Annotated in this window: 16 protein-coding genes, 1 tRNA gene and 1 other RNA gene; 11 read left to right on the top strand and 7 right to left on the bottom strand. The window is 60.1% G+C overall.

Annotated features, from left to right (window positions below):
- Positions 1 to 62 precede the first annotated feature (62 nt).
- The 5 genes from BN2664_RS05305 (at position 63) to BN2664_RS05285 (ending at position 4,817) form a co-directional block, all read left to right on the top strand.
- Entirely contained in the window at positions 63 to 1,559 is a 1,497-nt protein-coding gene (locus BN2664_RS05305) for a uracil-xanthine permease family protein (RefSeq protein ID WP_058120637.1), read from the top strand.
- A 491-nt stretch (positions 1,560 to 2,050) separates the two neighbouring features.
- Positions 2,051 to 2,701 carry a hypothetical protein gene (locus BN2664_RS05300; protein WP_007001240.1) on the top strand — a complete coding sequence of 217 codons (651 nt, stop codon included), beginning with the start codon at positions 2,051 to 2,053 and terminating at the stop codon, positions 2,699 to 2,701.
- A 218-nt stretch (positions 2,702 to 2,919) separates the two neighbouring features.
- On the top strand, positions 2,920 to 3,618 hold the full coding sequence (locus BN2664_RS05295) for a hypothetical protein (protein WP_007001242.1): 699 nt from the start codon (positions 2,920 to 2,922) through the stop codon (positions 3,616 to 3,618).
- A 115-nt stretch (positions 3,619 to 3,733) separates the two neighbouring features.
- Positions 3,734 to 4,615 (top strand): patatin-like phospholipase family protein, encoded by an 882-nt coding sequence (locus tag BN2664_RS05290; protein ID WP_007001243.1) that lies wholly within the window; start codon positions 3,734 to 3,736, stop codon positions 4,613 to 4,615.
- Between the two features lie 117 nt (positions 4,616 to 4,732).
- Positions 4,733 to 4,817 (top strand) — tRNA-Ser (locus BN2664_RS05285).
- Between the two features lie 66 nt (positions 4,818 to 4,883).
- On the opposite strand, the gene BN2664_RS05280 is transcribed toward BN2664_RS05285, so the two are convergent.
- The 5 genes from BN2664_RS05280 to BN2664_RS05260 form a co-directional block, all read right to left on the bottom strand.
- The gene (locus BN2664_RS05280) at positions 4,884 to 5,096 is read right to left on the bottom strand and encodes a hypothetical protein (protein WP_007001244.1); all 213 of its coding nucleotides are present in this window, start codon (positions 5,094 to 5,096) and stop codon (positions 4,884 to 4,886) included.
- 41 nt (positions 5,097 to 5,137) lie between these two features.
- Positions 5,138 to 6,064, bottom strand: coding sequence for a DedA family protein (locus BN2664_RS05275; RefSeq protein ID WP_007001245.1), 927 nt, complete (start codon positions 6,062 to 6,064; stop codon positions 5,138 to 5,140).
- 88 nt (positions 6,065 to 6,152) lie between these two features.
- Positions 6,153 to 6,737, bottom strand: a complete 585-nt coding sequence (locus tag BN2664_RS05270; RefSeq protein WP_007001246.1) for a YbaK/EbsC family protein — start codon at positions 6,735 to 6,737, stop codon at positions 6,153 to 6,155.
- 153 nt (positions 6,738 to 6,890) lie between these two features.
- A complete protein-coding gene (locus BN2664_RS05265; protein ID WP_040316989.1) occupies positions 6,891 to 7,085 on the bottom strand; it encodes a hypothetical protein in 195 nt (64 codons plus the stop codon).
- Between the two features lie 110 nt (positions 7,086 to 7,195).
- Positions 7,196 to 8,341: an acyl-CoA dehydrogenase family protein gene (locus tag BN2664_RS05260; protein WP_007001248.1), complete on the bottom strand. Its 1,146-nt coding sequence runs from the start codon at positions 8,339 to 8,341 to the stop codon at positions 7,196 to 7,198.
- A 228-nt stretch (positions 8,342 to 8,569) separates the two neighbouring features.
- On the opposite strand from BN2664_RS05260, the gene ffs reads away from it, so the two are divergent.
- The 5 genes from ffs to BN2664_RS05240 all read left to right on the top strand — a co-directional run bounded on the left by ffs (position 8,570) and on the right by BN2664_RS05240 (position 14,915).
- Positions 8,570 to 8,666: signal recognition particle sRNA small type (gene ffs / locus BN2664_RS09010), an RNA gene on the top strand.
- A 105-nt stretch (positions 8,667 to 8,771) separates the two neighbouring features.
- On the top strand, positions 8,772 to 11,612 hold the full coding sequence (locus tag BN2664_RS05255; protein WP_058120636.1) for a DNA polymerase III subunit gamma and tau: 2,841 nt from the start codon (positions 8,772 to 8,774) through the stop codon (positions 11,610 to 11,612).
- Positions 11,612 to 12,274, top strand: a complete 663-nt coding sequence (gene recR, locus BN2664_RS05250) for a recombination mediator RecR (protein ID WP_007001250.1) — start codon at positions 11,612 to 11,614, stop codon at positions 12,272 to 12,274. Before BN2664_RS05255 ends, recR begins: the two co-directional genes overlap by 1 nt.
- Before the next feature lie 245 nt (positions 12,275 to 12,519).
- Positions 12,520 to 13,794 carry an aspartate kinase gene (locus tag BN2664_RS05245; RefSeq protein ID WP_058120635.1) on the top strand — a complete coding sequence of 425 codons (1,275 nt, stop codon included), beginning with the start codon at positions 12,520 to 12,522 and terminating at the stop codon, positions 13,792 to 13,794.
- Complete coding sequence (locus BN2664_RS05240) at positions 13,791 to 14,915, top strand: aspartate-semialdehyde dehydrogenase (protein ID WP_007001252.1); 1,125 nt, start codon at positions 13,791 to 13,793, stop codon at positions 14,913 to 14,915. The genes BN2664_RS05245 and BN2664_RS05240 overlap by 4 nt, the downstream gene beginning before the upstream one ends.
- Positions 14,916 to 14,926: 11 nt before the next feature.
- On the opposite strand, the gene BN2664_RS05235 is transcribed toward BN2664_RS05240, so the two are convergent.
- The gene (locus BN2664_RS05235) at positions 14,927 to 16,225 is read right to left on the bottom strand and encodes a DUF4032 domain-containing protein (RefSeq protein ID WP_007001253.1); all 1,299 of its coding nucleotides are present in this window, start codon (positions 16,223 to 16,225) and stop codon (positions 14,927 to 14,929) included.
- Positions 16,226 to 16,336: 111 nt separating this feature from the next.
- Entirely contained in the window at positions 16,337 to 17,059 is a 723-nt protein-coding gene (locus BN2664_RS05230; protein ID WP_007001254.1) for an ABC transporter ATP-binding protein, read from the bottom strand.
- 518 nt (positions 17,060 to 17,577) lie between these two features.
- Between BN2664_RS05230 and BN2664_RS05225 the strand changes: the two genes are divergently transcribed.
- Positions 17,578 to 18,660: a protein kinase domain-containing protein gene (locus BN2664_RS05225; protein WP_081586552.1), complete on the top strand. Its 1,083-nt coding sequence runs from the start codon at positions 17,578 to 17,580 to the stop codon at positions 18,658 to 18,660.
- Positions 18,661 to 18,691 lie beyond the last annotated feature (31 nt).

The following is an 18,691-nucleotide window of genomic DNA, read 5'->3' as shown; positions in this document are numbered from 1 at the left end:
CTCGGTGTACCATCACCAAGGCTCTAAAGCCACCTACACGCAAAACGCAAGGAGTTTTAAGCATGGCGAAATTCTGGAAACTGCACGGTGACGGTTTACATATCGCACCCGGGGAGGTGGTTCAGCCCGACGAGCGCCTCGCGTGGCCAGCCACCATCGGCATTGGAACACAACACGTGGTGGCCATGTTTGGAGCCACGTTCCTGGTTCCGTTACTTACTGGTTTCGATCCTTCGACGACATTGTTCTTCACGGGGATCGGAACCATTCTTTTTATCCTCATTACCGCCGGAAAATTGCCCAGTTACCTGGGCTCTTCTTTTGCCCTCATCGCCCCGATCGGCGCTGTAACCGGCTATGTGCAGGGTGGCGGCAAAATTGATTCCTACGGCCAGGCGCTCGCGCAGGGTGGCATTATCGCAACCGGCGCCTCGCTCCTCGTGGTCGGCGCCATCGTCATGCTGGTGGGATCCCAGTGGATCGACAAACTCATGCCGCCGGTCGTTACCGGCGCCATCGTCGCCCTCATTGGTTTCAACCTGGCGCCCTCTGCCTGGAACAACGTCAAGGCCGCGCCGGTCACCGCCGTCGTCACCATCGTGGCGATCCTCCTGGTCACGGTGCTCTTCAAGGGAATCATTGGCCGCCTCTCGATCCTCATCGGCGTGCTGATCGGCTACGGTTGCGCGGTGATTCGCGGCGAAGTGAACTTCTCCGGCGTTAGCGAAGCTTCCTGGGTGGGCCTGCCTAACTTCCACGCACCTGCCTTCGACGTCTCTACCCTCGGCCTCTTCATCCCGGTGGTGCTGGTTCTTATCGCCGAAAACGTGGGACACGTAAAGTCGGTCTCCGCCATGACCGGCCGCAACCTTGACGGTTTGACCGGCCGCGCGCTCTTCGCGGACGGTCTCTCGACCGTGTTCGCCGGTACCGGTGGCGGTTCGGGTACGACGACGTACGCCGAGAACATCGGCGTTATGGCCGCGACCCGCGTCTACTCGACGGCTGCCTACATCGTGGCAGCTTGCACCGCGCTTCTGCTCTCGCTCTTCCCGAAGTTCGGCGTCATTATCGCTACGATCCCGCAGGGCGTGCTCGGCGGTGCGGCAACGATCCTCTACGGCATGATCGGAATGCTGGGAGTTCGTATCTGGGTGCAGAATCGAGTGGACTTCTCCGACCCGGTGAACCTGAATACCGCGGCCATTGCCATGGTGGTCGCCATCGCGAACTACACCTGGATGGTGGGAGACATGGTGTTCGAGGGCATCGCGCTTGGCTCCTTCGGCGCCATCATCATCTACCACTCGATGCGTGCCCTCTCCCGCTGGCGCGGTACTTCGCTCGAGTCTGCCTCACCGGCTTCGACGCCGGCGGGCACCGAGCTGGAGGAAGGCCAGCTGCAGCGTTCCTGGGATGAGAGCGACTCCGGTAAGAAGGCGCGCCGCATCGGCCAGCACCGCTCGAGCGATATCGCCGCCGAAGCGCGCGCAGAGGATGCTGCCGCAACTGTTCCGGTCGATGTTCACAACGATGAGCCCGGAAGCGGAGCAAAATAAAGTTATTCGGATCTGAACGGTAGCACCGCCCCACGGAAAAGGCCCAAAGCTTTTCCGTGGGGCGGTTTTGCATCTGCTGAGCGTCGAGAGTTTCTTGAGCGCGAATCAGGAAGATTTAAAGTTTGCGACATAGTTGCACCCATGCCTAGCTAGAAATCAAAATCGAAAAGAGGTTAGTAAGGCTAGGTAAGAAAACGTGAAAGTCGCCATAATTTTTATGCGAGTTTCGCGGCCTGGGTGCGCAGGTAGTCTCTAAGCTTTTACGGTTTAGAAATTTCTTGCAATGGTGCCTGATTAAAATCGGATACAGGAGAACCGGACGTTCCACGGGATCTAGTTCTCGGCCCAGGTTCGTCCGATACCGGGTGCGATCCGGGCGCTCACTCGCGATGAAGGGAGGAAATGTGCGACACAAAAAATAGTCGCTTGGGCGACGGGGGTGGCGCTGACAGTCAGCCCGCTCGTTGTGATGCCCCGCTCTAAGTAATGCAGTGGAAACGGTATCTATTTCAACGCTTTCGCAGTGTGCTGAGCAAGCTGACGGCCCGGCGTTGATCCCGGTGGGAGATGCTTCTGGCACAGACCGCCTGGTCACCATTACTGGAAATAACGACCAGCAGATGCAGGGAAGCGTCTGGTGGCCTATCGAGGATAAAGCAGGCAACAAGGTTGATACCGCTCCGCATGTTGCCAACTCGACCACCGAGCCGCTAGTGGATATCTCCCAAACGCAGACCGTATACTCTAATTTTGAAATAAAGAATATTTCTAACGCCAACTACAACGTCAACGAAGCCTTCTGGCTTCCGCGAGTCGAATCGGTCCTTACTTCGGATGTCGACAAAATGGAAAGCCACCCGGATAACCCTGAGGCGAAAATTCCCGCCGTCGATTCCGAGCTGGTGGCGCCTGGCTTGGACTTGGAATTCGGCCGTGGTCTTGGCTTAGGTGGAGAAAACGGCTACAACAGGCCGCTCCGTGGGAACAAAATTGAATGGGAAAGATTCGATAATATCTGGGCGAGGTTCATCCTTAAGCCTGGTCAGCACGTAAAGGTGACGATTCCCTACAAGCTTAAGGAAAGTGCCTCTCTTAAGCTTGATGGCTCCGAGAAAACCACCACTGACGTACACAATTCCTAGTCAAAGCTGGCGACCGCGATGGGCAAGGACGCGATCGTCCTCACGAAGTCGGCTTACCAGCTAGAGTCCTCTGATAATTTCACTGTCTACACAACCCAGGAACACGGAAGCACAGTTGGCGCGCCGCAAAGCGTTATCGATGCTGTGAACGCGCTTGGCCCTACCGCGATTTCTTCGGTGGGCTCTTCGGGGGAGAAAACCTCGCTTGAAGACGGGGCGTGCTGTACGCCGGTCAGAAGTATGAGGTTGATGCGTCGGCCGCACGCCAGGCACTACTAGAGCCGGGCTGGATTATCCCAGACTCGCAACAAGCTCGCGCCACGGAGGACTGCTCGAAGCTCGCCGTGAAGGCGGTGGAGATCATTAAGGCCGAAGACTTCACGGCATTCGCCGACGGTATTGAGAGAAACGATATTCAGGCCACGGTTATCACCTCCCCGAGTGGTGTCGATGTTTGGTGGAATGCTAAAAAGGACGAGAATGGGAACTTCGTTGCGGATAACGGTAACGCGGTGCTTGATCTCTCACAGGTAGGCACAGAGGTTAACACTCCCTACCCGACGACGTACACCTATAACTATGGCGGCGTGAAGGTTTCGAAGACGGTAAACGGCACGCTTTTTCCGATTCCCCAGGATATGGATATTTCGAAGGCGGGGGATGAACCCCTCAAGGGTGACGACACGACGACGCAGCCGGGTGAGCAGGCATCTGATGCTGGCCAGAAGGGTGATTCTGGTAAGTCGGATGCAGGCAAGTCGGATACTGGCAAGAAGGCCACCGGTAAGCACGGTGCTGCTGGTGAGAAGCATCAGGGCAAGCTCTCGCACACAGGTGCGGCGGTTATGCCTGTTGCACTCGCCATGGTGGCGCTCGTTGGCGGCGGAGTTTTGATTCTGCGCCGGCGTGATGCCTAAACGGTGTAGGTAGGTTTTACCTGCTGAAATTCACCACGTGAGGGGGGGGGGAGGCCGAGGCCTCCCCTCACTGCGTATATTGATACCGTTGAGTGGACGAATAGGCAGGAGATAGATGGCAGGCATCGACGAAACAGCGGTAATTTTCGAGGGCGGAGCATTTCGGGCAGTTGCCACCGTGCCCGTGGTTCAAAAGCTTATTGAACTGGGGATCGAATTCCCGTATGTCGCGGGTATATCTGCTGGATCGACGCATTTGTGCAATTACATTTCGAAAGATCCCGGCCGTGCAAGGGCGTCGTTTATAAGCCTCGCTGCCGACAAGCGTGCAGGCGGCCTGCAGTCTTTCCTGCACGGTCGAGGGCTGTTCGATTCTGAGTACATTTACCAGCACACCTCTAATCCCGGAGAACTTCTACCCTTCGATTTCGAAACTTTCCGAGCCTCGCAACAAGACTTCCGGATCGTCGCCTACCGAATTGCTGACGGCCGGCAGATGGCCTGGAGTAGAGCGGATGTTCACTCTCGAGATGACTTGTTGCGGCGGGTGCAGGCGTCGTCGTCAATGCCCGGGTTGATGCCTTTTACCGCCGTCGACGGCGAGTTTTACACCGACGGCGCAATTGGGCCGTCTGGTGGCATCGCCGTCGACGTTGCGGAAAAAGACGGCTACGAAAAGTTCTTTGTGGTGATGACTCGGCGGCGTGAGTATGTGAAAACTCAAAGCGTGCTTTCTGAGCGCATGATGCGCGCGATTTTTAGAAACGCGCCCAGGGTGGCTGAAGGCCTCAACGCGCGTGCCACAAACTACAACGCCACACGCGCGCATTTGTTTGAGCTGGAGAGACGGGGAAGGGCTTACCTCTACTTCCCTAAGCACGATTTGCCTAGCAACCGGGAGCGTGACCCCGAAAAACTCGAAGCCGTCTACGCGCAGGCGCAAAAGCAGGTCGAGCGTGAATATCCGCGCTGGCTCGAATTCCTCGGAATCGATTAGCCATTCAGTAAATACGGGTGCCGCGCGGCCGTAGACGTGGTGTGCGTTACCGCTCAGCGCTAAACCTCGCGAAATCAGGCGCTAATCAGCTATTCTATTCAGGCGCGTAAGCGTAAAGGAGGATTCGCCTAGTGGCCTATGGCGCTCGCCTGGAACGCGGGTTGGGTTAACGCCCTCGGGGGTTCGAATCCCCCATCCTCCGCAAAAGCCCCTCGAAAGAGGGGCTTTTTTGTTGATATTTCGAGGAAAAATCGGTTAGCTCGAGTGGCTATTTCTTGAACATTTTGAGGATGTCCGAGACGCCGAACGTCGTGCGCTTGTAGATGGCGTTCTTCATCGCGCGCTCGGGGTCGCGGATCCACCCCATACCCTTCTTGCCGTAAAAAGGATTAATTGCGCGCTTGACGGCGCGGGTGGCACGGCCCTTGGTGCGGGCAGCAATGGACTTCTTGATGCTGGGTTTACGCATTCCAAACTTCATGGCATCAGACTACCCGCGCGAGCGGCGCGAATCACAGCGGTTTAGGCTTCTGATTTCGGGGTTTTCTTGGCGTTACGCCAAGCCTGAAAAACGGCGATAGCGATGAGCACAAGCGTGATCCACAGGAGGTAGCGGTTCACCACCTGCACGATGCTCAGAACCTGAGTGCCGAAGGTCCATCCCAGGCCCACGAAAATTCCGTTGACCACGAGAACCGAAGCAACATTAATCGCCATCATGGCCCAGAAGGGAACTCGAAGGAGCCCGAGGAGCGCATTGATGATGGAATTTGGTACCGGGCCGGGGCAGTACCCGAGCGGTACCAACGCTGTTGTGAATGCCCTTGCCCGCGAGGACCCCATCGCGCGGCGTACGAGGGTCTTAATCCGCGGGGTGTATTGCACCGAAAGGTCAATGAAATCCATGCCCCAGCGCCGGCCCATCCAGTAGTAGAACGGCATGAACTTGAGGACGCCCACCAGTGTGCAGAGCCAGTAGCCCCACCACGGACCGTCGCCCACCGAGGCGTTTGCCCCGCCTATGATCGACGACGTATAGCCGCCCACTAACAGCGTGTAGGCCCAGGGGTGGCCCGTGAGCCAAGCTCGAAGCGGAATCATGACGACGCCGAAGACGAATATCACGAAGAGCATTCCGAGCAGGAACAAGTCGGTCTTTTCGGGATGCTCGAGGAACTCGGGAAGTTGAATGTCATCGTCGGCTTCGCTCGGGGTCGCCGATTCCTCTTGCGCGGGATCGTCAGCCTGTGCGGAATCGGCCGCCTCCGGGAGATCGTCAGCCCGCGCGAAGTCGTCAGCCCGCGCGGAATTATCCCGTTGCGCCGGCTCGGCATCTCGAGCCGCTACATCACCCCGCGCGGGGCCGCTGCTCCCTGCCTGGTTTTCACTGCGTGCCGGGAGCACAGTGGAACGATCTTCGACGTCGTCAAAAAGTTCGCGATGGGTCACGTGAGGTCCTCCTGCGGATGATGCTCTTCGGAGTATAGATTCTGGCGGCCGGGAAAAGTCCGCGCCGCGCACAGGTCACTAAACCCCGTCACTCAACCCCGAGGCCCTCGACCACCTCCGCCTGAGGGAGCTTCGCCAGGAGCGCGCCCGGGACCAGCAATTTAGACGGTCGGATTCCGGAGCCAATGCAGGCGATTCCGGCAACAACCTGAGTATCGAGCAAAAGCCGCCACTGTGCGGGAACTCCCACCGGAGTAATTGCCCCGTACTCCATTCCCGACGCTTCCACCGCCCGATCGGTAGGCCAGAAGGATGCCTTACGAACGTCCAGGCGCTTCTTCACTACGTGGTTGATGTCTGCCTGCGTTGTGGCCCGAACCACGCAGGCCGCCACCCGCTCCTCGCCGTTACGTTTTCCGGCCACAAGCACGCAATTGCATACAAGTTTTTCGTCGACGCCGTATTTCTCCACCATTGGAGCCGTATCAGAAAATTCGGGATCGATTTCGGCAACGAGGGCTTGGGCCGCCAGTTCCGGTTCGCGGGCGGCGATCTCCTCCAGGGCGCGGGCAACGGGCTCGGCGAGCAAGTCTTTGTGTTCCAGAGCGGGGAGCCAGGTGAGGTTGCCGGCTGCTGATTCGTCTAAATTCGTGTATTCATCCGCGTTTTGCATATATCTATGCTCCAAGCGCGGCGAAGAATTTTCTAGGGATTTCGCTATGTGGAAGCGGCGGGGGCTTTAGGCCCCAGCTCCGGGCCGCAGGCTTTACCAGCGAGCTCCAGCCGTGGGCGCGCTCCTAACGCCTCGCGGCCCGGCCCGCAGGCTTTACGCTCCGGCGTCGGCGCGCAGGACGTGCGCGATGGCGCGGATTGCCTGCTCGCGATACCCCTTGCGATCAAAGCTCGTAAACAGCGTCCCCTGGATGGCGTATCTCTCCAGAAGCCCAATGAACATTGGCGCCGCTCCCCGCGCGGCCTGGCGATCTCCGCCCGTGCGATCGGGATCTCCTTCGGTGCGCACATCTGCCCGGGTAGAAATGCGCCGGGACGAGAACGGGCGTATGCGGCCCGTCCTCGTCCCGGTGGAGTAGCTCAGCTAAGTTTCCCGCGCTGTTGCCTGGCGCCTCCGCGTTATTTCTGCACGGGCCCCATAACTAGGCTGGCCCAGGAGGAATGCAGAGATTCCTGATCGGAGGGCTGGAAAAGCCCGGCCAGCACGTCTCGGTACAGACGCGAGAGCTCATGCTTTGAGTAGTACGAGCTGCCGCCGCACGCGCGCACGCACTCTTCGACGGCGCGCAAGGAAGCCTCGGCAGCGAGGTTCTTCGCAGCGGAGAAGCGCGGATACTCGCTCGGATCCTCGAGGCACCCGCCGGCATCCACCTGATCCGCGAGCTCGCGCAGGGCCGGGCCCACCGGGTACATCGTGAGCGCTGCCTCGGCGATGCGCCAGCGAATATCGGGATCGTTCGCGTACACATCCTGGTGGAGCACGGACTTCCTCTGCTTGGAGTGCTCGGTGGCTACCTCGATTGCCCGCTCGCCAATTCCCGCGTAGGTCGACCCCAGCAGAATCTCGAAATTGGAGAAAATTCCGTACACAACCGGCTCCTTCGAGGGGCCCGGGTCCACCACGCCGAGCACGTTTTCCGGCCGGATCAGTGCCTCGCGCAAAACCGTGGTATTCGATTGGGTGGCGCGCATTCCCATCACGTCCCAATCGCTTTTGATCTCAAATCCGCCGTCGTCGCGCGAAATCAAGCCGAAAACGTCCTTCGTACCGGCATCGGTTTTCAGCGCCCCGAAGCTCATAAGCCAGTCCCAGGCGGGTGCGAGCGAGGTGAACACCTTCGTTCCGGTGAGCTTGTATCCGCCGTCCTCGGTGGGCTCGGCCTGCGTGAGGGAACCGAAAAGGACCAGGTCATTACCGGGTTCTGAGATGCCGAAGGCGAAAAGCTTACCGGCCGCCGCCTCGCGCAAAATCACTTCGCCCGCTTCCACGCCATGGCTGATCAGCCAGCGGCCCAAACCGACGATGATCTGGTGCATATTAATGCCCAACGCGGTGGCGGGCGCGGCCTTGGCGAGCCGAGTCTGCTCAGCGGCAATTTCCTTGAGCGAGAGGCCGGCGCCGCCGAATTCTTGCGGCACAAAGGCAGCGTAGTAGCCGGCATTCTTGAGGTCTTCGTAATCGTTGTGAGGAAATTCGTTGGACGCATCGTGCTGCGCCGCGCGGGCGTGGAGCGTGCTGAGTAAATCCTCGGATAGAAAAGCCATAGTTCTCCCCGTTTTCGTAATCCAATGCGCCTGTTGCGCACCTCACCATCATAGGCCGGGCGGCTGGCATAAGGGCGCGAGGGTGGGTGCCCGACGCCGTAGCTCGGGCCGGGTGCGGGTGGGCACCGGCGTTGTTCTGGCAGGGGGCGATCAGATTCGGGCCCGGTGCCGATGGGCGAAGTGAGCCACACACATTTGGTTCGCCTTAGTTGAGCCTGTAGACTTCTTTCCGACTCCCCACGCGGCGTTATCTTGCAAAACTCCCCCAGGGCCGGAAGGCAGCAAGGGTATGCGGGCTCTGGCGGGTGCGTGGGGCGTCTTTGTTTTTAACCTGAGCGTTGTGAACCTCAGCATTTTGAACCTGAGCGACTGAGTGGGGGATTGGGCTCGGTCCGAGTCGGAGGCGCAACGTAGACTGTGCTTCGTGAGCATGGCACTTTATCGCAGGTACCGCCCGGAGCGGTTTCAGGATGTTATCGGGCAAGAGCAGGTGACGCGCCCGCTGATGGCGGCTTTGCGCGGGGGACGAACCGTCCACGCCTACCTCTTCTCCGGCCCGCGCGGTTGCGGGAAAACTACTTCGGCACGCATTTTCGCCCGGTGTCTGAACTGTGCCAAGGCTCCGACCGATACTCCCTGCGGTGAATGCGAATCCTGCCGTGATCTGGCCAATGACGGCCCGGGTTCCCTCGATGTGGTGGAAATGGACGCGGCCTCTCACGGCGGTGTCGACGACGCTCGCGACCTGGTGGAACGCGCGGCCTTCGCTCCGGCACGCGATCGCTTCAAGATTTTCATCATTGACGAGGCACATATGGTGACGACGCAAGGCTTCAACGCTTTGCTCAAGTTGGTGGAAGAACCGCCACCGCATATCAAATTCATCTTTGCCACCACGGAGCCGGAAAAGGTCATTGGCACCATTCGTTCCCGTACCCACCACTATCCGTTCCGGCTGGTCGCGCCGGACACCATGGAGAGCTATCTGGCCGGAATCTGTGCCGAAGAAGGGTTCTTGGCCGGTCCTGGCGTTCTGGGTTTGGTGGTGCGGGCCGGCGCGGGATCGGTGCGCGATTCTATGTCCGTGCTCGATCAATTGATGGGCGGGGCAGAAGATAAAACCCTCGACTATGAGCAAGCGATTGGGCTTCTCGGCTATACCGACTCGGCCATGATTGATCGCGCGGTGGAGGCAATTGCTAGCGAGGATGGCGGGCGGCTCTTCGCCGTCGTCGAAGAACTGATTGGCGCCGGGCATGAACCGCGGCGATTCGTGGAGGATTTGCTTCAGCGTCTGCGCGATTTGGTGGTTATCGGCCTGGCTGGTCAGGCGGCCACGGATGCTTTGGGATCACTGCCGCAAGACCGTTTGGAGCGCATGCGCGAGCAGGCCAGGGCTCTGGGCGCCGAGCGGGCAACCTACAGTGCGGAGCAAACGAATGAGGTGCTTTCGCAAATGACGGGCGCCACCTCGCCGCGCCTGCAACTGGAATTGCTCTGTGCGCGGCTCCTCCTGCCCGCGTACGAAAAGCGGGGCAAGGAGGCCGGCGGGCCGAGTGCGCCCGGGCGGCCTGCGGCTTCTCCCGAATTGGCGCGGGTAGGCGGGGCTCCCGAGGGTTCGGGATACCGGCCCGCCGCCGCGGGCGCAAAATCCGCGCAAGAGATGGCTCGAGAGCGTGCGATTGCCGCGGCTCGTAATGCCGCAACGTCGCGTGAACACCAGAGCGGGCAGGAGCATTTGCCTTCGCGCGGAAATCTGCCGTCGTGGGAGAACGCTGGTGTAACCGGGCAGGGCAAGCCCGGCGCCGAAAACCCGTTGGCCCAAGCGGGCGGTGAAAGTGGCTCGCCCGCCCAAGCGCAGGCGGAGCCGGCGCGGCGAGAAGCCGATGTGCCGGGCGCTGAAGCGGAGCCTGCGCGGGCGGAAACGTCTACTGCCGGCGAAAAGGCCCAGGAATCCGGCGAGCAGGTCCATCAGCAACCGGCCGCGGAAAGTAATGCGGCCGGCCCGGAAACGCCGGACCTTTTGGCGGTGGTGCAGAAGAGATGGCCGGAGATTATTTCTTCGGGACGCTTTGCCCAGGCTATTTTCGAAGCGCCGGCGAAGGCCGTTTCCCAAGCCGGAGACGTTATTACCATTGAGTTTTCGGGGGAGCGGGCCTTCCACGCGCTTGAGGATGAGCGGAATTTGCAACGCCTCAATGCGCATATATCAATGTTTACGGAGGAAGACGCCGGGCGGCCGGTAACTGTGCGGCCCGTTCGCCAGTCAGCGGACGAAGCAGGTGATGCCAGCCCAAAAGCTGAAGCCGCCCCAGGGGCGGCGGCCCCCACAGAGCAGACTTCGCCGCGCCCGGCCGCCCAGATGCCGCGCGTGATCGACGAGGAACACTCCGACGAGCCGCCGCTACCAGAAGAAATCGTGGACGAAGACTCCGATCCTTACGCGGGCTATGATCCCTACGCGCAGGACCGGAGCGCCGCTACGCCCGGTGCAGCTACTCCCTTCGTTGCACGAATTGGCGTTCTAGCCAATATTCCAGCTGCTGGCAGTGGCCAGGCGGAAGCACAAACCTCGACGCAAGAAGAGCCTGAGGAGGACGTTCCCTTCTATATGCAACGGATGCCGATGCCAAAATTCCCGCAGGCGCCGAGTGCACAAGCACCCGCGCCGGGGGCATCGGAAGATAACGCACCCGGCTCGCAAACATCGGAGCCGCCGGCTCCTAATACACAATTAGCAGCGCCGCAGGGACCGAGCGCTAGAGCATCGGAGCCACAGGCATCCAGTGCGCGGGCGGAGGGAGGCCCGGCAACCAGCTCAACGCCGGGCCCCGTAGCCAGCCAAGTGCCGCGCTCTGAAGACGTTGCCTTCCATGTTCCCACTATGCCCAAGGCACAGCACGATTTCAGTGCTCCAAAATTCTCGGCGATGGAGGCCGTTTTGCGGCGTCAAAGGCCGGGAGCCGGTAGTAACAGTGCGGGTTCTCCAGTACCGGACCAAAGCCCGGCATATCAAGCTACCGCAAATCAAGCTACGGCAAGTCATATCACGGTAAACCAAGCCCCAGCTAATTCGGAAGCTTCGCCCGGCTGGAGTGGCTCGCCGGAACCGGAACCCGCTGAGGTGGATGATTGGGGCGGGGAAGAATCAGTCTCCGCGGACGATCCCACCATCGAGCAGTCGAGCGTGGTGGGAATTGAAGTGGTCCTGAAAACGTTCGAGGGCACGATTATTGAAGAGACGTCGGATCAGCAACGAGAGGAGTTTTAGTGGCGAGTATTTTCGACGGCGCAGTGCAAGCGCTGATTGATGAATTCAGCCGGTTGCCGAGCATCGGGCCAAAAACCGCGCAGCGGATTGTTTTCTACCTCCTCGAACAGGATGATTCTGAGGTCAAGGCGCTCGCGGATGCGCTTCGGGCGGTTAAAGAAAATGTTCGGTTCTGTGAGATCTGCGGCAACGTCACCGAGCAGACCGTGTGCTCCATTTGCTCTGATCAGCGGCGCACCAACGAAGTAATTTGCGTGGTCGAAGAGGCCAAAGACATTGTTGCAATTGAGCGCACCCGCGAGTTCCGCGGAAAATACCATGTGCTCGGTGGGTCTATTAACCCGATCCAGGGCGTGGGGCCGGAAGATTTACGGATCCGCGAGTTGCTGACCCGGCTACAGGACGGCAGTACGCAGGAAGTCATTCTCGCTACCGATCCGAATATTGAAGGCGAGGCCACCGCGGCTTACCTCATTCGCCTACTCGCGCCCATTGGCTTGCGCGTTTCGCGCTTGGCCTCCGGTTTGCCGGTGGGCGGCGATCTCGAATACGCCGACGAAATTACGCTTTCACGTGCTTTCGAAGGGCGTACCAAGGTCGCCGGTTTTGAATCGCCGCAGTCGCCTGCCCAGCCGGCGTCCCCAGCCGACCCAGCGGTCTAAAGTCTCCAGACTTAAGACCCCCGCGCGGCGGAGAGAGGCATCATGCTTTAGTCGCGAAAGCCCCGAACGTGGCCGGTATCTCACGCCGGGGAGGCGGACAAGCCGGCACGGGTGCTCGCAACGCGGTTAGAATCGCGATAAGCAACGGCTTAGTGGGCCTGTTCCTCAACGGGCGGGAGTTCCTACCAGGTGTTGGGCTCCCGAGGGATAGCGCGCTAGGCACAGCCATAAGAAAGTGGGCTCGAGTGGCGCTAATTGTGCAAAAGTTCGGCGGATCGTCCGTGGCGGATGCCGCGGGGCTCAAGCGCGTTGCCGATCGGATCGTCCAGAGTGCACGGCGCGGAAATAAAGTTGTCGTCGTCGTTTCGGCGATGGGAGATACCACCGACGATCTTCTCGATTTGGCCGCCAGCGTCACCGATACGCCGCCGGCGCGCGAGTTGGATATTCTCCTCACCGCCGGGGAACGTATTTCGATGGCGCTCCTTTCCATGGCGGTGAATCAGAAGGGCGTGCGGGCGCGCTCCTTCACCGGCCAGCAGGCGGGTCTGCACACCGATGCGGCATATGGCAAGGCGTCCATCGTAGGGATTGTGCCCGAGCGGATTTTGCGCACGCTGCAAGACGGTTACGTGGCGATTATTGCCGGATTCCAGGGAGTTAATGAGCGCGAGGACGTCACCACGCTGGGCCGGGGAGGTTCGGATACCACCGCCGTCGCCTTTGCCGCCGCCCTCGGTGCTGATTCGTGCGAAATCTACACGGATGTGGACGGCGTTTTTACGGCCGATCCGCGCTCGGTTCCGGCCGCCGCCCCGCTTTCCCTGATTACCTACGAAGAAACCCTGGAAATGGCCGCTCACGGAGCGAAAGTTCTCCATTTGCGAGCGGTCGAATTCGCGCGGAAATACCAAGTTCCGCTGCACGTTCGCTCGTCGTTCTCGAACAAAGAAGGAACCTGGATCGTGGAAGATACTTCAAAGAAGCTGATTGAAAAAGGCATCGAGGAACCGGCCGTCACCGGCGTTGCCGCCGACACCAGTCAGGGAAAGATTTCCGTGGTGGGGGTTCCCGACCAACCGGGTGTTGCCGCGCGGGTCTTCGCCGTCGTCGCCGAAGTGGACGGCAATATTGACATGATCGTCCAGAACACCTCGCTGACGCAGAAGGGACTCTCGAACATTTCCTTCACCGTTCCGCGCGAGGATGTCAGCAACGTGGTGGAGGCGCTGGAGGCGAAGAAAGACGAACTTGGTTTCCACAATATCGCGGTCGAGCGGCAAATCGGCATCCTCTCCATTATTGGCGCGGGGATGCGCTCGCATTCGGGTGTTTCCGCGAAATTCTTCCAGGCGCTGGGGAGCTTGGACGTGAACGTCGACATGATTACCACCTCGGAAATTCGCATTTCCGTGGTGGTGGATCCGAACCAGCTGGCGGAAGCGGCGCGCCGAATCCACACCGCGTTCGGACTGGACGCATCTGAAGCAGCAATCGTGTACGGAGGTACGGGACGATGAGTTTGACGCTAGGCGTGGTTGGCGCCACCGGGCAGGTGGGTCGCGTAATGCGCGCGATTCTGGAGGAACAGAATTTCCCCGCTGAGCGAGTGCGTTTCTTCGCCTCCGCCCGTAGCGCCGGGAAGCGCCTGCCGTTTAGGGGCGAAGAGATTGAGGTTGAGGCGCTCGACGCCGCCGACCCGGCCGGCCTCGATATCGCGGTGTTCTCCGCGGGTGGCGATGTTTCGCGCACCTACGCGCCCAAGTTTGCGCAGGCCGGATGCGTGGTGGTGGATAACTCCTCCGCGTGGCGTTCTGACCCCGAGGTGCCGCTGGTGGTGTCGGAAGTTAACCCGCACGACGCCGATCGGCGGCCCAAAGGAATTATTGCTAATCCAAACTGCACCACTATGGCGGCAATGCCAATTTTGAAGCCGCTCCACGATGCCTACGGTCTAAAGCGCCTGGTGGTTTCCAGCTATCAGGCCGTTTCCGGCTCGGGCGTGGCGGGAGTGGAAGAGCTTGCCAACGGAGTGCAAGCCGCGGTCCGTGCGGGTGCCGGCGAGGCTGGCGATGGCGAGGCGGGCGAAGTCATAGCGGGCGGCGAGTTCGCAGCCGATGGAGTTGGCGCCGGATCCGGTATGCGCGCGCTAGCTTTGAATGGACACGCGGTGGAGCTTCCGCCGTCGCGCGTCTATAAGGCTCCGATTGCTTTCAACGCGGTGGCTTTTGCCGGAAATCTGGCCGCGGATGGCTCGCTTGAAACGGATGAGGAACAAAAGCTTCGCAACGAATCGCGCAAAATTCTTGGAATCCCGGATTTGCGAGTGGCTGGAACTTGCGTGCGCGTGCCGGTGTTCACCGCGCACGGTATGGCCGTCAACGCCGAATTCGAGCGGCCGGTTTCGGTGGAGGAAGCCACCCGGATGCTCGAGCAAGCGCCGGGCGTGAAGGTAGTCGATCTGCCGAACCCGCTTGACGCGGCCGGAACCGACCCCTGCTATGTGGGCCGCCTGCGCTTGGATCAAAGCGTCGAGGGCGAACGCGGTTTGGCCTTCTTCTGCGTTGCCGACAACCTGCGCAAAGGCGCCGCGCTCAACACCATTCAAATCGCGCAGTACGTGGCGCAGTCGCTCCGCTAGAAGCCACGCGGCTAGTCGTTATCGGAGATAGCGGCAATGCTGTCTGGTTCGGCTTCCGAGCCGCCCAGTAGCGCCGCCTCATCGCGGTGATGGCGCAGAATATTATCCACGAAGGAACGCACGGCTTCGCGCTGGGGCACATCACGGCCCTGTTGCTCGGAGATAAACCAGCGGTGCTCCAAAATCTCGTGGAAGATCTCCGCTGCCTCCAGCCTCCCGGCCAGCTCCTTGGGGATAGCCGCCAGCGTCGGTTCGTAGACGTCCCGTAGCCAGGCGTGCGCAATCGTCAGTTCGGAAGATTGTTCCAGCTGATGCGTCACCGCATATTCGCCAATGTCGTTGAGGATACGGCGAGCCTGGTTTTCCTCCACCGTCAATCCCGTCAGGCGCTCGACCTTGCGCGCATAGTGCCCCGCCTCCACAATCTTGGGACGGATGCGAAGCTGCTTTTCGCCAGGTCGCGTGGTGATGGACAGCTCGTCGACGTCGAACCCCAAATCATTGAGGCGATTGACGCGCTCGGTGACCTTCCATTTCTCACCCTGCCCAATTGTGGTGACGGCGGTAACTTCGTCCCACAGTTCGTGGTACCGGCGCTCGAAGTAGTCGCCGACGGCGATGGCGTCGAAATCTTCGGGGAGCACCGCGCCGGCAATGAGGTCCATAAGCTCGCCAATAATGTTCGTTCGCGCCACGTCGATGTCATAGGCTCGCTTGCCATCCGTAATCGGATCAAAGAGCTCGCCGGTTTCGGCGTCCACGAGGTAGGCGGCGAAAGATCCGGCGTCGCGCCTAAAAAGGGTGTTTGAAAGCGAAACGTCGCCCCAGAAGAAGCCCGCCAAGTGGAGGCGCACCATCAAAACAGCGAGGGCGTCAATGAGTCGTTGCACGGCGGCCTGGCGGTGGTCGCGCCCGATTACCGCGCGGTAGGGGAGCGAGTGGGGGAGATGGTCGGTGATGAGGCAGGCGTTGAGCGGCTTGCCGGTCTGGTCGATGCGCCCGGTGACGACGGCGGTGGGTAAAACCGTGGGAAGATCGAGCTTTTCCAGGTTTCGCAGGAGCTCATATTCGCGGAATGCCACGGTTTCTGCGATCTCCTTGACCGCGATGATCTTCTTTCCGCCCAGGCGCACGAAGCGAACAACGTGGCGCGAAATGCCGCGGGGGAGAGCCGCGATGAGGTCCTCGGGCCAGGTATCAAGCGGGAATGACCATGGCAGGTCAATCAGGTCAGGCTCGATTTGCGCGGCGGTAATACGGAGTTCGGAGGTCACGCCCTCGAAGTTCGGCCAATCGAATCCATCGGACATATTTTGTAGCAACCCTTGCTTTCAGACGACGATCAGAAATTCACGAATTGACGGTATCGGGATCAAAGGTACAGGGGGAAGCCCTGCGGAAACGAATCTAGAGATGGGTTTTTAGAGGCCAGGTTTCAAAAAATGGCGTACGAATTCGCATTCGGGATGATTGAGCAGTTCCTCGGGAGTGTCGGCTTGAAGGAGCTTGCCCTCGCTCATGATTCCCACGCGCGTGCCCAAATTGATCGCCTCTTCCGGGTCCGCCGTCACGTAAACAGTGGTTACCCCGCTATGTTCTTGTAAGCGCACGATCAGATCACGGGTGCGATCACGCAGGTCAAGGTCAAGGTTGATCAGCGGCTCGTCCATGAGGAAAACCTTAGGGGAACGAACCAAGGCGCGGCCCATGGCAACGCGCTGACGCTCGGCGCGCGAGAGATCGCCTGGCTTTTCTTGGAGTTTTCCGTCCAGTTCCAAAACTTCAGCGGCGTCGCGCACCCGCTCGGCAATGAAATCCGGGTCTTTCCCCGCGATCTTGAGGGTAAATCCCATATTGTCCTCAATGCTCATATGCGGATAGAGCGCGTAATTCTGGAAGGCGATCGCAACATCGCGCATTTTCGGAGGCAGGTGCGTCACGTCTTCCGAATCGACGAAAATATGGCCCGCATCCACGTTCTCCAAGCCCGCTAGCATCCGCATTGCCGTCGACTTCCCGCAGCCGGAAGGTCCGGCGAGCACGAAGAATTCGCCGTCGCTAACGGAAAGAGAAAGATGATCGACAGCGGGGACGACGGCGTTGGGGTACAGACGCGTCGCCTCGTCGAACGTAACGGATGCCATGGCTGCCCCTCCTCGGATGAGCCACTCGAAAGCAGATAAACCACTCGAAAGTAGATGTGAGAACGTTGGCGTTCCTCTGTGAACGCCGCCGGGGTGCTTCGCTCCGTGATCTGCGAGCACACCGTTAACTATTATGGCAGTGATTTTGTTTCGATGTGTAATCCAAAGGTATGGCGCATTTTCTTATATAGCGAAGTGGGCGTTTTTGGCGGGGTGGAAGGCGGCCGCAGCCATCCACAAAACCGGCTCGCGGTACGGAAACTCGCGGCATGGAGAGCGAACACTGCACCGCGGGAAAGCGGCCACTGTGCTACTGATGCGGGTATTTTTGCTTTATGAGCGCTGAGATAGGGGAATATTGGCTGGGCACCGAGGTCTGCGGTACGGCGGTATCCACCGTTTACCACGCCACGAACGCGGCCGGTCAACCGGTGCTTCTCGAGCTTTTTAATCCCGCATTGTTGGGCGGAAAGGCTGGCCGAAAACGCTTGCGAGGCGAGGTTTGAAAGCTCTCTGAGATCTCGGGTCCCTACGCCGCTCAAATTCTCGATTGTGAGGTGGGCGAATCCAGGGTTTACGTGGTAACGGAGGTCCTTGAGGGTTCAACCCTAAGGGAATACATAGATACCCACGAGCCTCTAGCGGGCGAGGAACTGAGGAATCTTGCCGGCGAATTGCGCGATGCGCTCGCTGCCCTGCACGACACCGGCGCTCTCCACCGCAACATCTGCCCCTCCAGCGTGATCCTCACCGCGGACGGGCCGCGCCTGGCTTTCTTCGGACTCGCCATAGTTGCCCGAGACAAGCGCCGCGACCGCCTGGGCTTTTCTCCCCGTGCCTACACAGACCCTCGAGTGCTAGCCGGCGTCGAACCCGATGCGCCCGCCGATGATTGGGCACTCGCCGCCACCATCGCTTTTGCCGCGCTGGGCCGTGACCCCTCCCCGGAGGAGGCGATGGCATACCGCAACATTGGCGGGGCCTCGGCCGCGCCGTTCGATTCGGAAGACCTGCCAGACGAACTCTGGATGCGCCCCGCGCCCGCCGCGTCCTACCTCACCACGCTCGCCGCCATAGGGGTGGTCCTCCTGCTCTGGAAATGGCCGGTGATTGGCATTTTTTGCTTCACCCTCGCCGGTATTCCGCTGAACCTCCTGGCTCGTGTGCGTTTCGCGGCTCAAAAAAGGCTGTTCCTCACCGGTGAAGAAAGCGACTGCCGCTGGATGTTTCGGCGCATCCCGGGCCTGATCCCGGGGGCAGTCTTCTCCGCACTCAAAACCGTGAGCGGGAGCCTCCTCGTCTGGGTGGCCATGTTCATTGTTCTCTGCGGCCTCCGCTACGAGCACCACAACCTCTCATTGCTCATTGGCGCGGGGTTTTTCGCTGTTTGCGCCTGGCATATTTCTCCCATGGGAAGCGCTCGTGAGGGCTCCCGGATGCTCATTGCCGCCCTCGCCCCCTCTCGCGCCTCTCGGGTCGTTTGGGGAATTCTGCTCGCCGCCTTCTCGGTTGGCTGTGCGTATGTGTGCTGGTCGACGCCGACGCACTGGCGCCCTTTCATTCCGCCGCCCGAGCTAACTCCCATCCTCGGCTGGTACTAGTGCCGCGTCGCCCGCGGTGTCGGAGGGCTTG

Source organism: Actinobaculum massiliense (genome assembly GCF_001457435.1).
Classification (GTDB): Bacteria; Actinomycetota; Actinomycetes; order Actinomycetales; family Actinomycetaceae; genus Actinobaculum; species Actinobaculum massiliense.
This window is presented reverse-complemented; position numbering and strand designations above follow the sequence as displayed.

Bases quoted from the DNA above. Each gene is read 5' to 3' on its own strand.
- BN2664_RS05240 (WP_007001252.1), top strand. From the start codon at position 13,791: ATGAGTTTGACGCTAGGCGTGGTTGGCGCCACCGGGCAGGTGGGTCGC.
- BN2664_RS05290 (WP_007001243.1), top strand. From the start codon at position 3,734: ATGGCAGGCATCGACGAAACAGCGGTAATTTTCGAGGGCGGAGCATTT.
- BN2664_RS05235 (WP_007001253.1), bottom strand. From the start codon at position 16,225: ATGTCCGATGGATTCGATTGGCCGAACTTCGAGGGCGTGACCTCCGAA.
- BN2664_RS05280 (WP_007001244.1), bottom strand. From the start codon at position 5,096: ATGAAGTTTGGAATGCGTAAACCCAGCATCAAGAAGTCCATTGCTGCC.
- BN2664_RS05270 (WP_007001246.1), bottom strand. From the start codon at position 6,737: ATGCAAAACGCGGATGAATACACGAATTTAGACGAATCAGCAGCCGGC.
- BN2664_RS05230 (WP_007001254.1), bottom strand. From the start codon at position 17,059: ATGGCATCCGTTACGTTCGACGAGGCGACGCGTCTGTACCCCAACGCC.
- BN2664_RS05260 (WP_007001248.1), bottom strand. From the start codon at position 8,341: ATGGCTTTTCTATCCGAGGATTTACTCAGCACGCTCCACGCCCGCGCG.
- BN2664_RS05305 (WP_058120637.1), top strand. From the start codon at position 63: ATGGCGAAATTCTGGAAACTGCACGGTGACGGTTTACATATCGCACCC.
- BN2664_RS05255 (WP_058120636.1), top strand. From the start codon at position 8,772: ATGGCACTTTATCGCAGGTACCGCCCGGAGCGGTTTCAGGATGTTATC.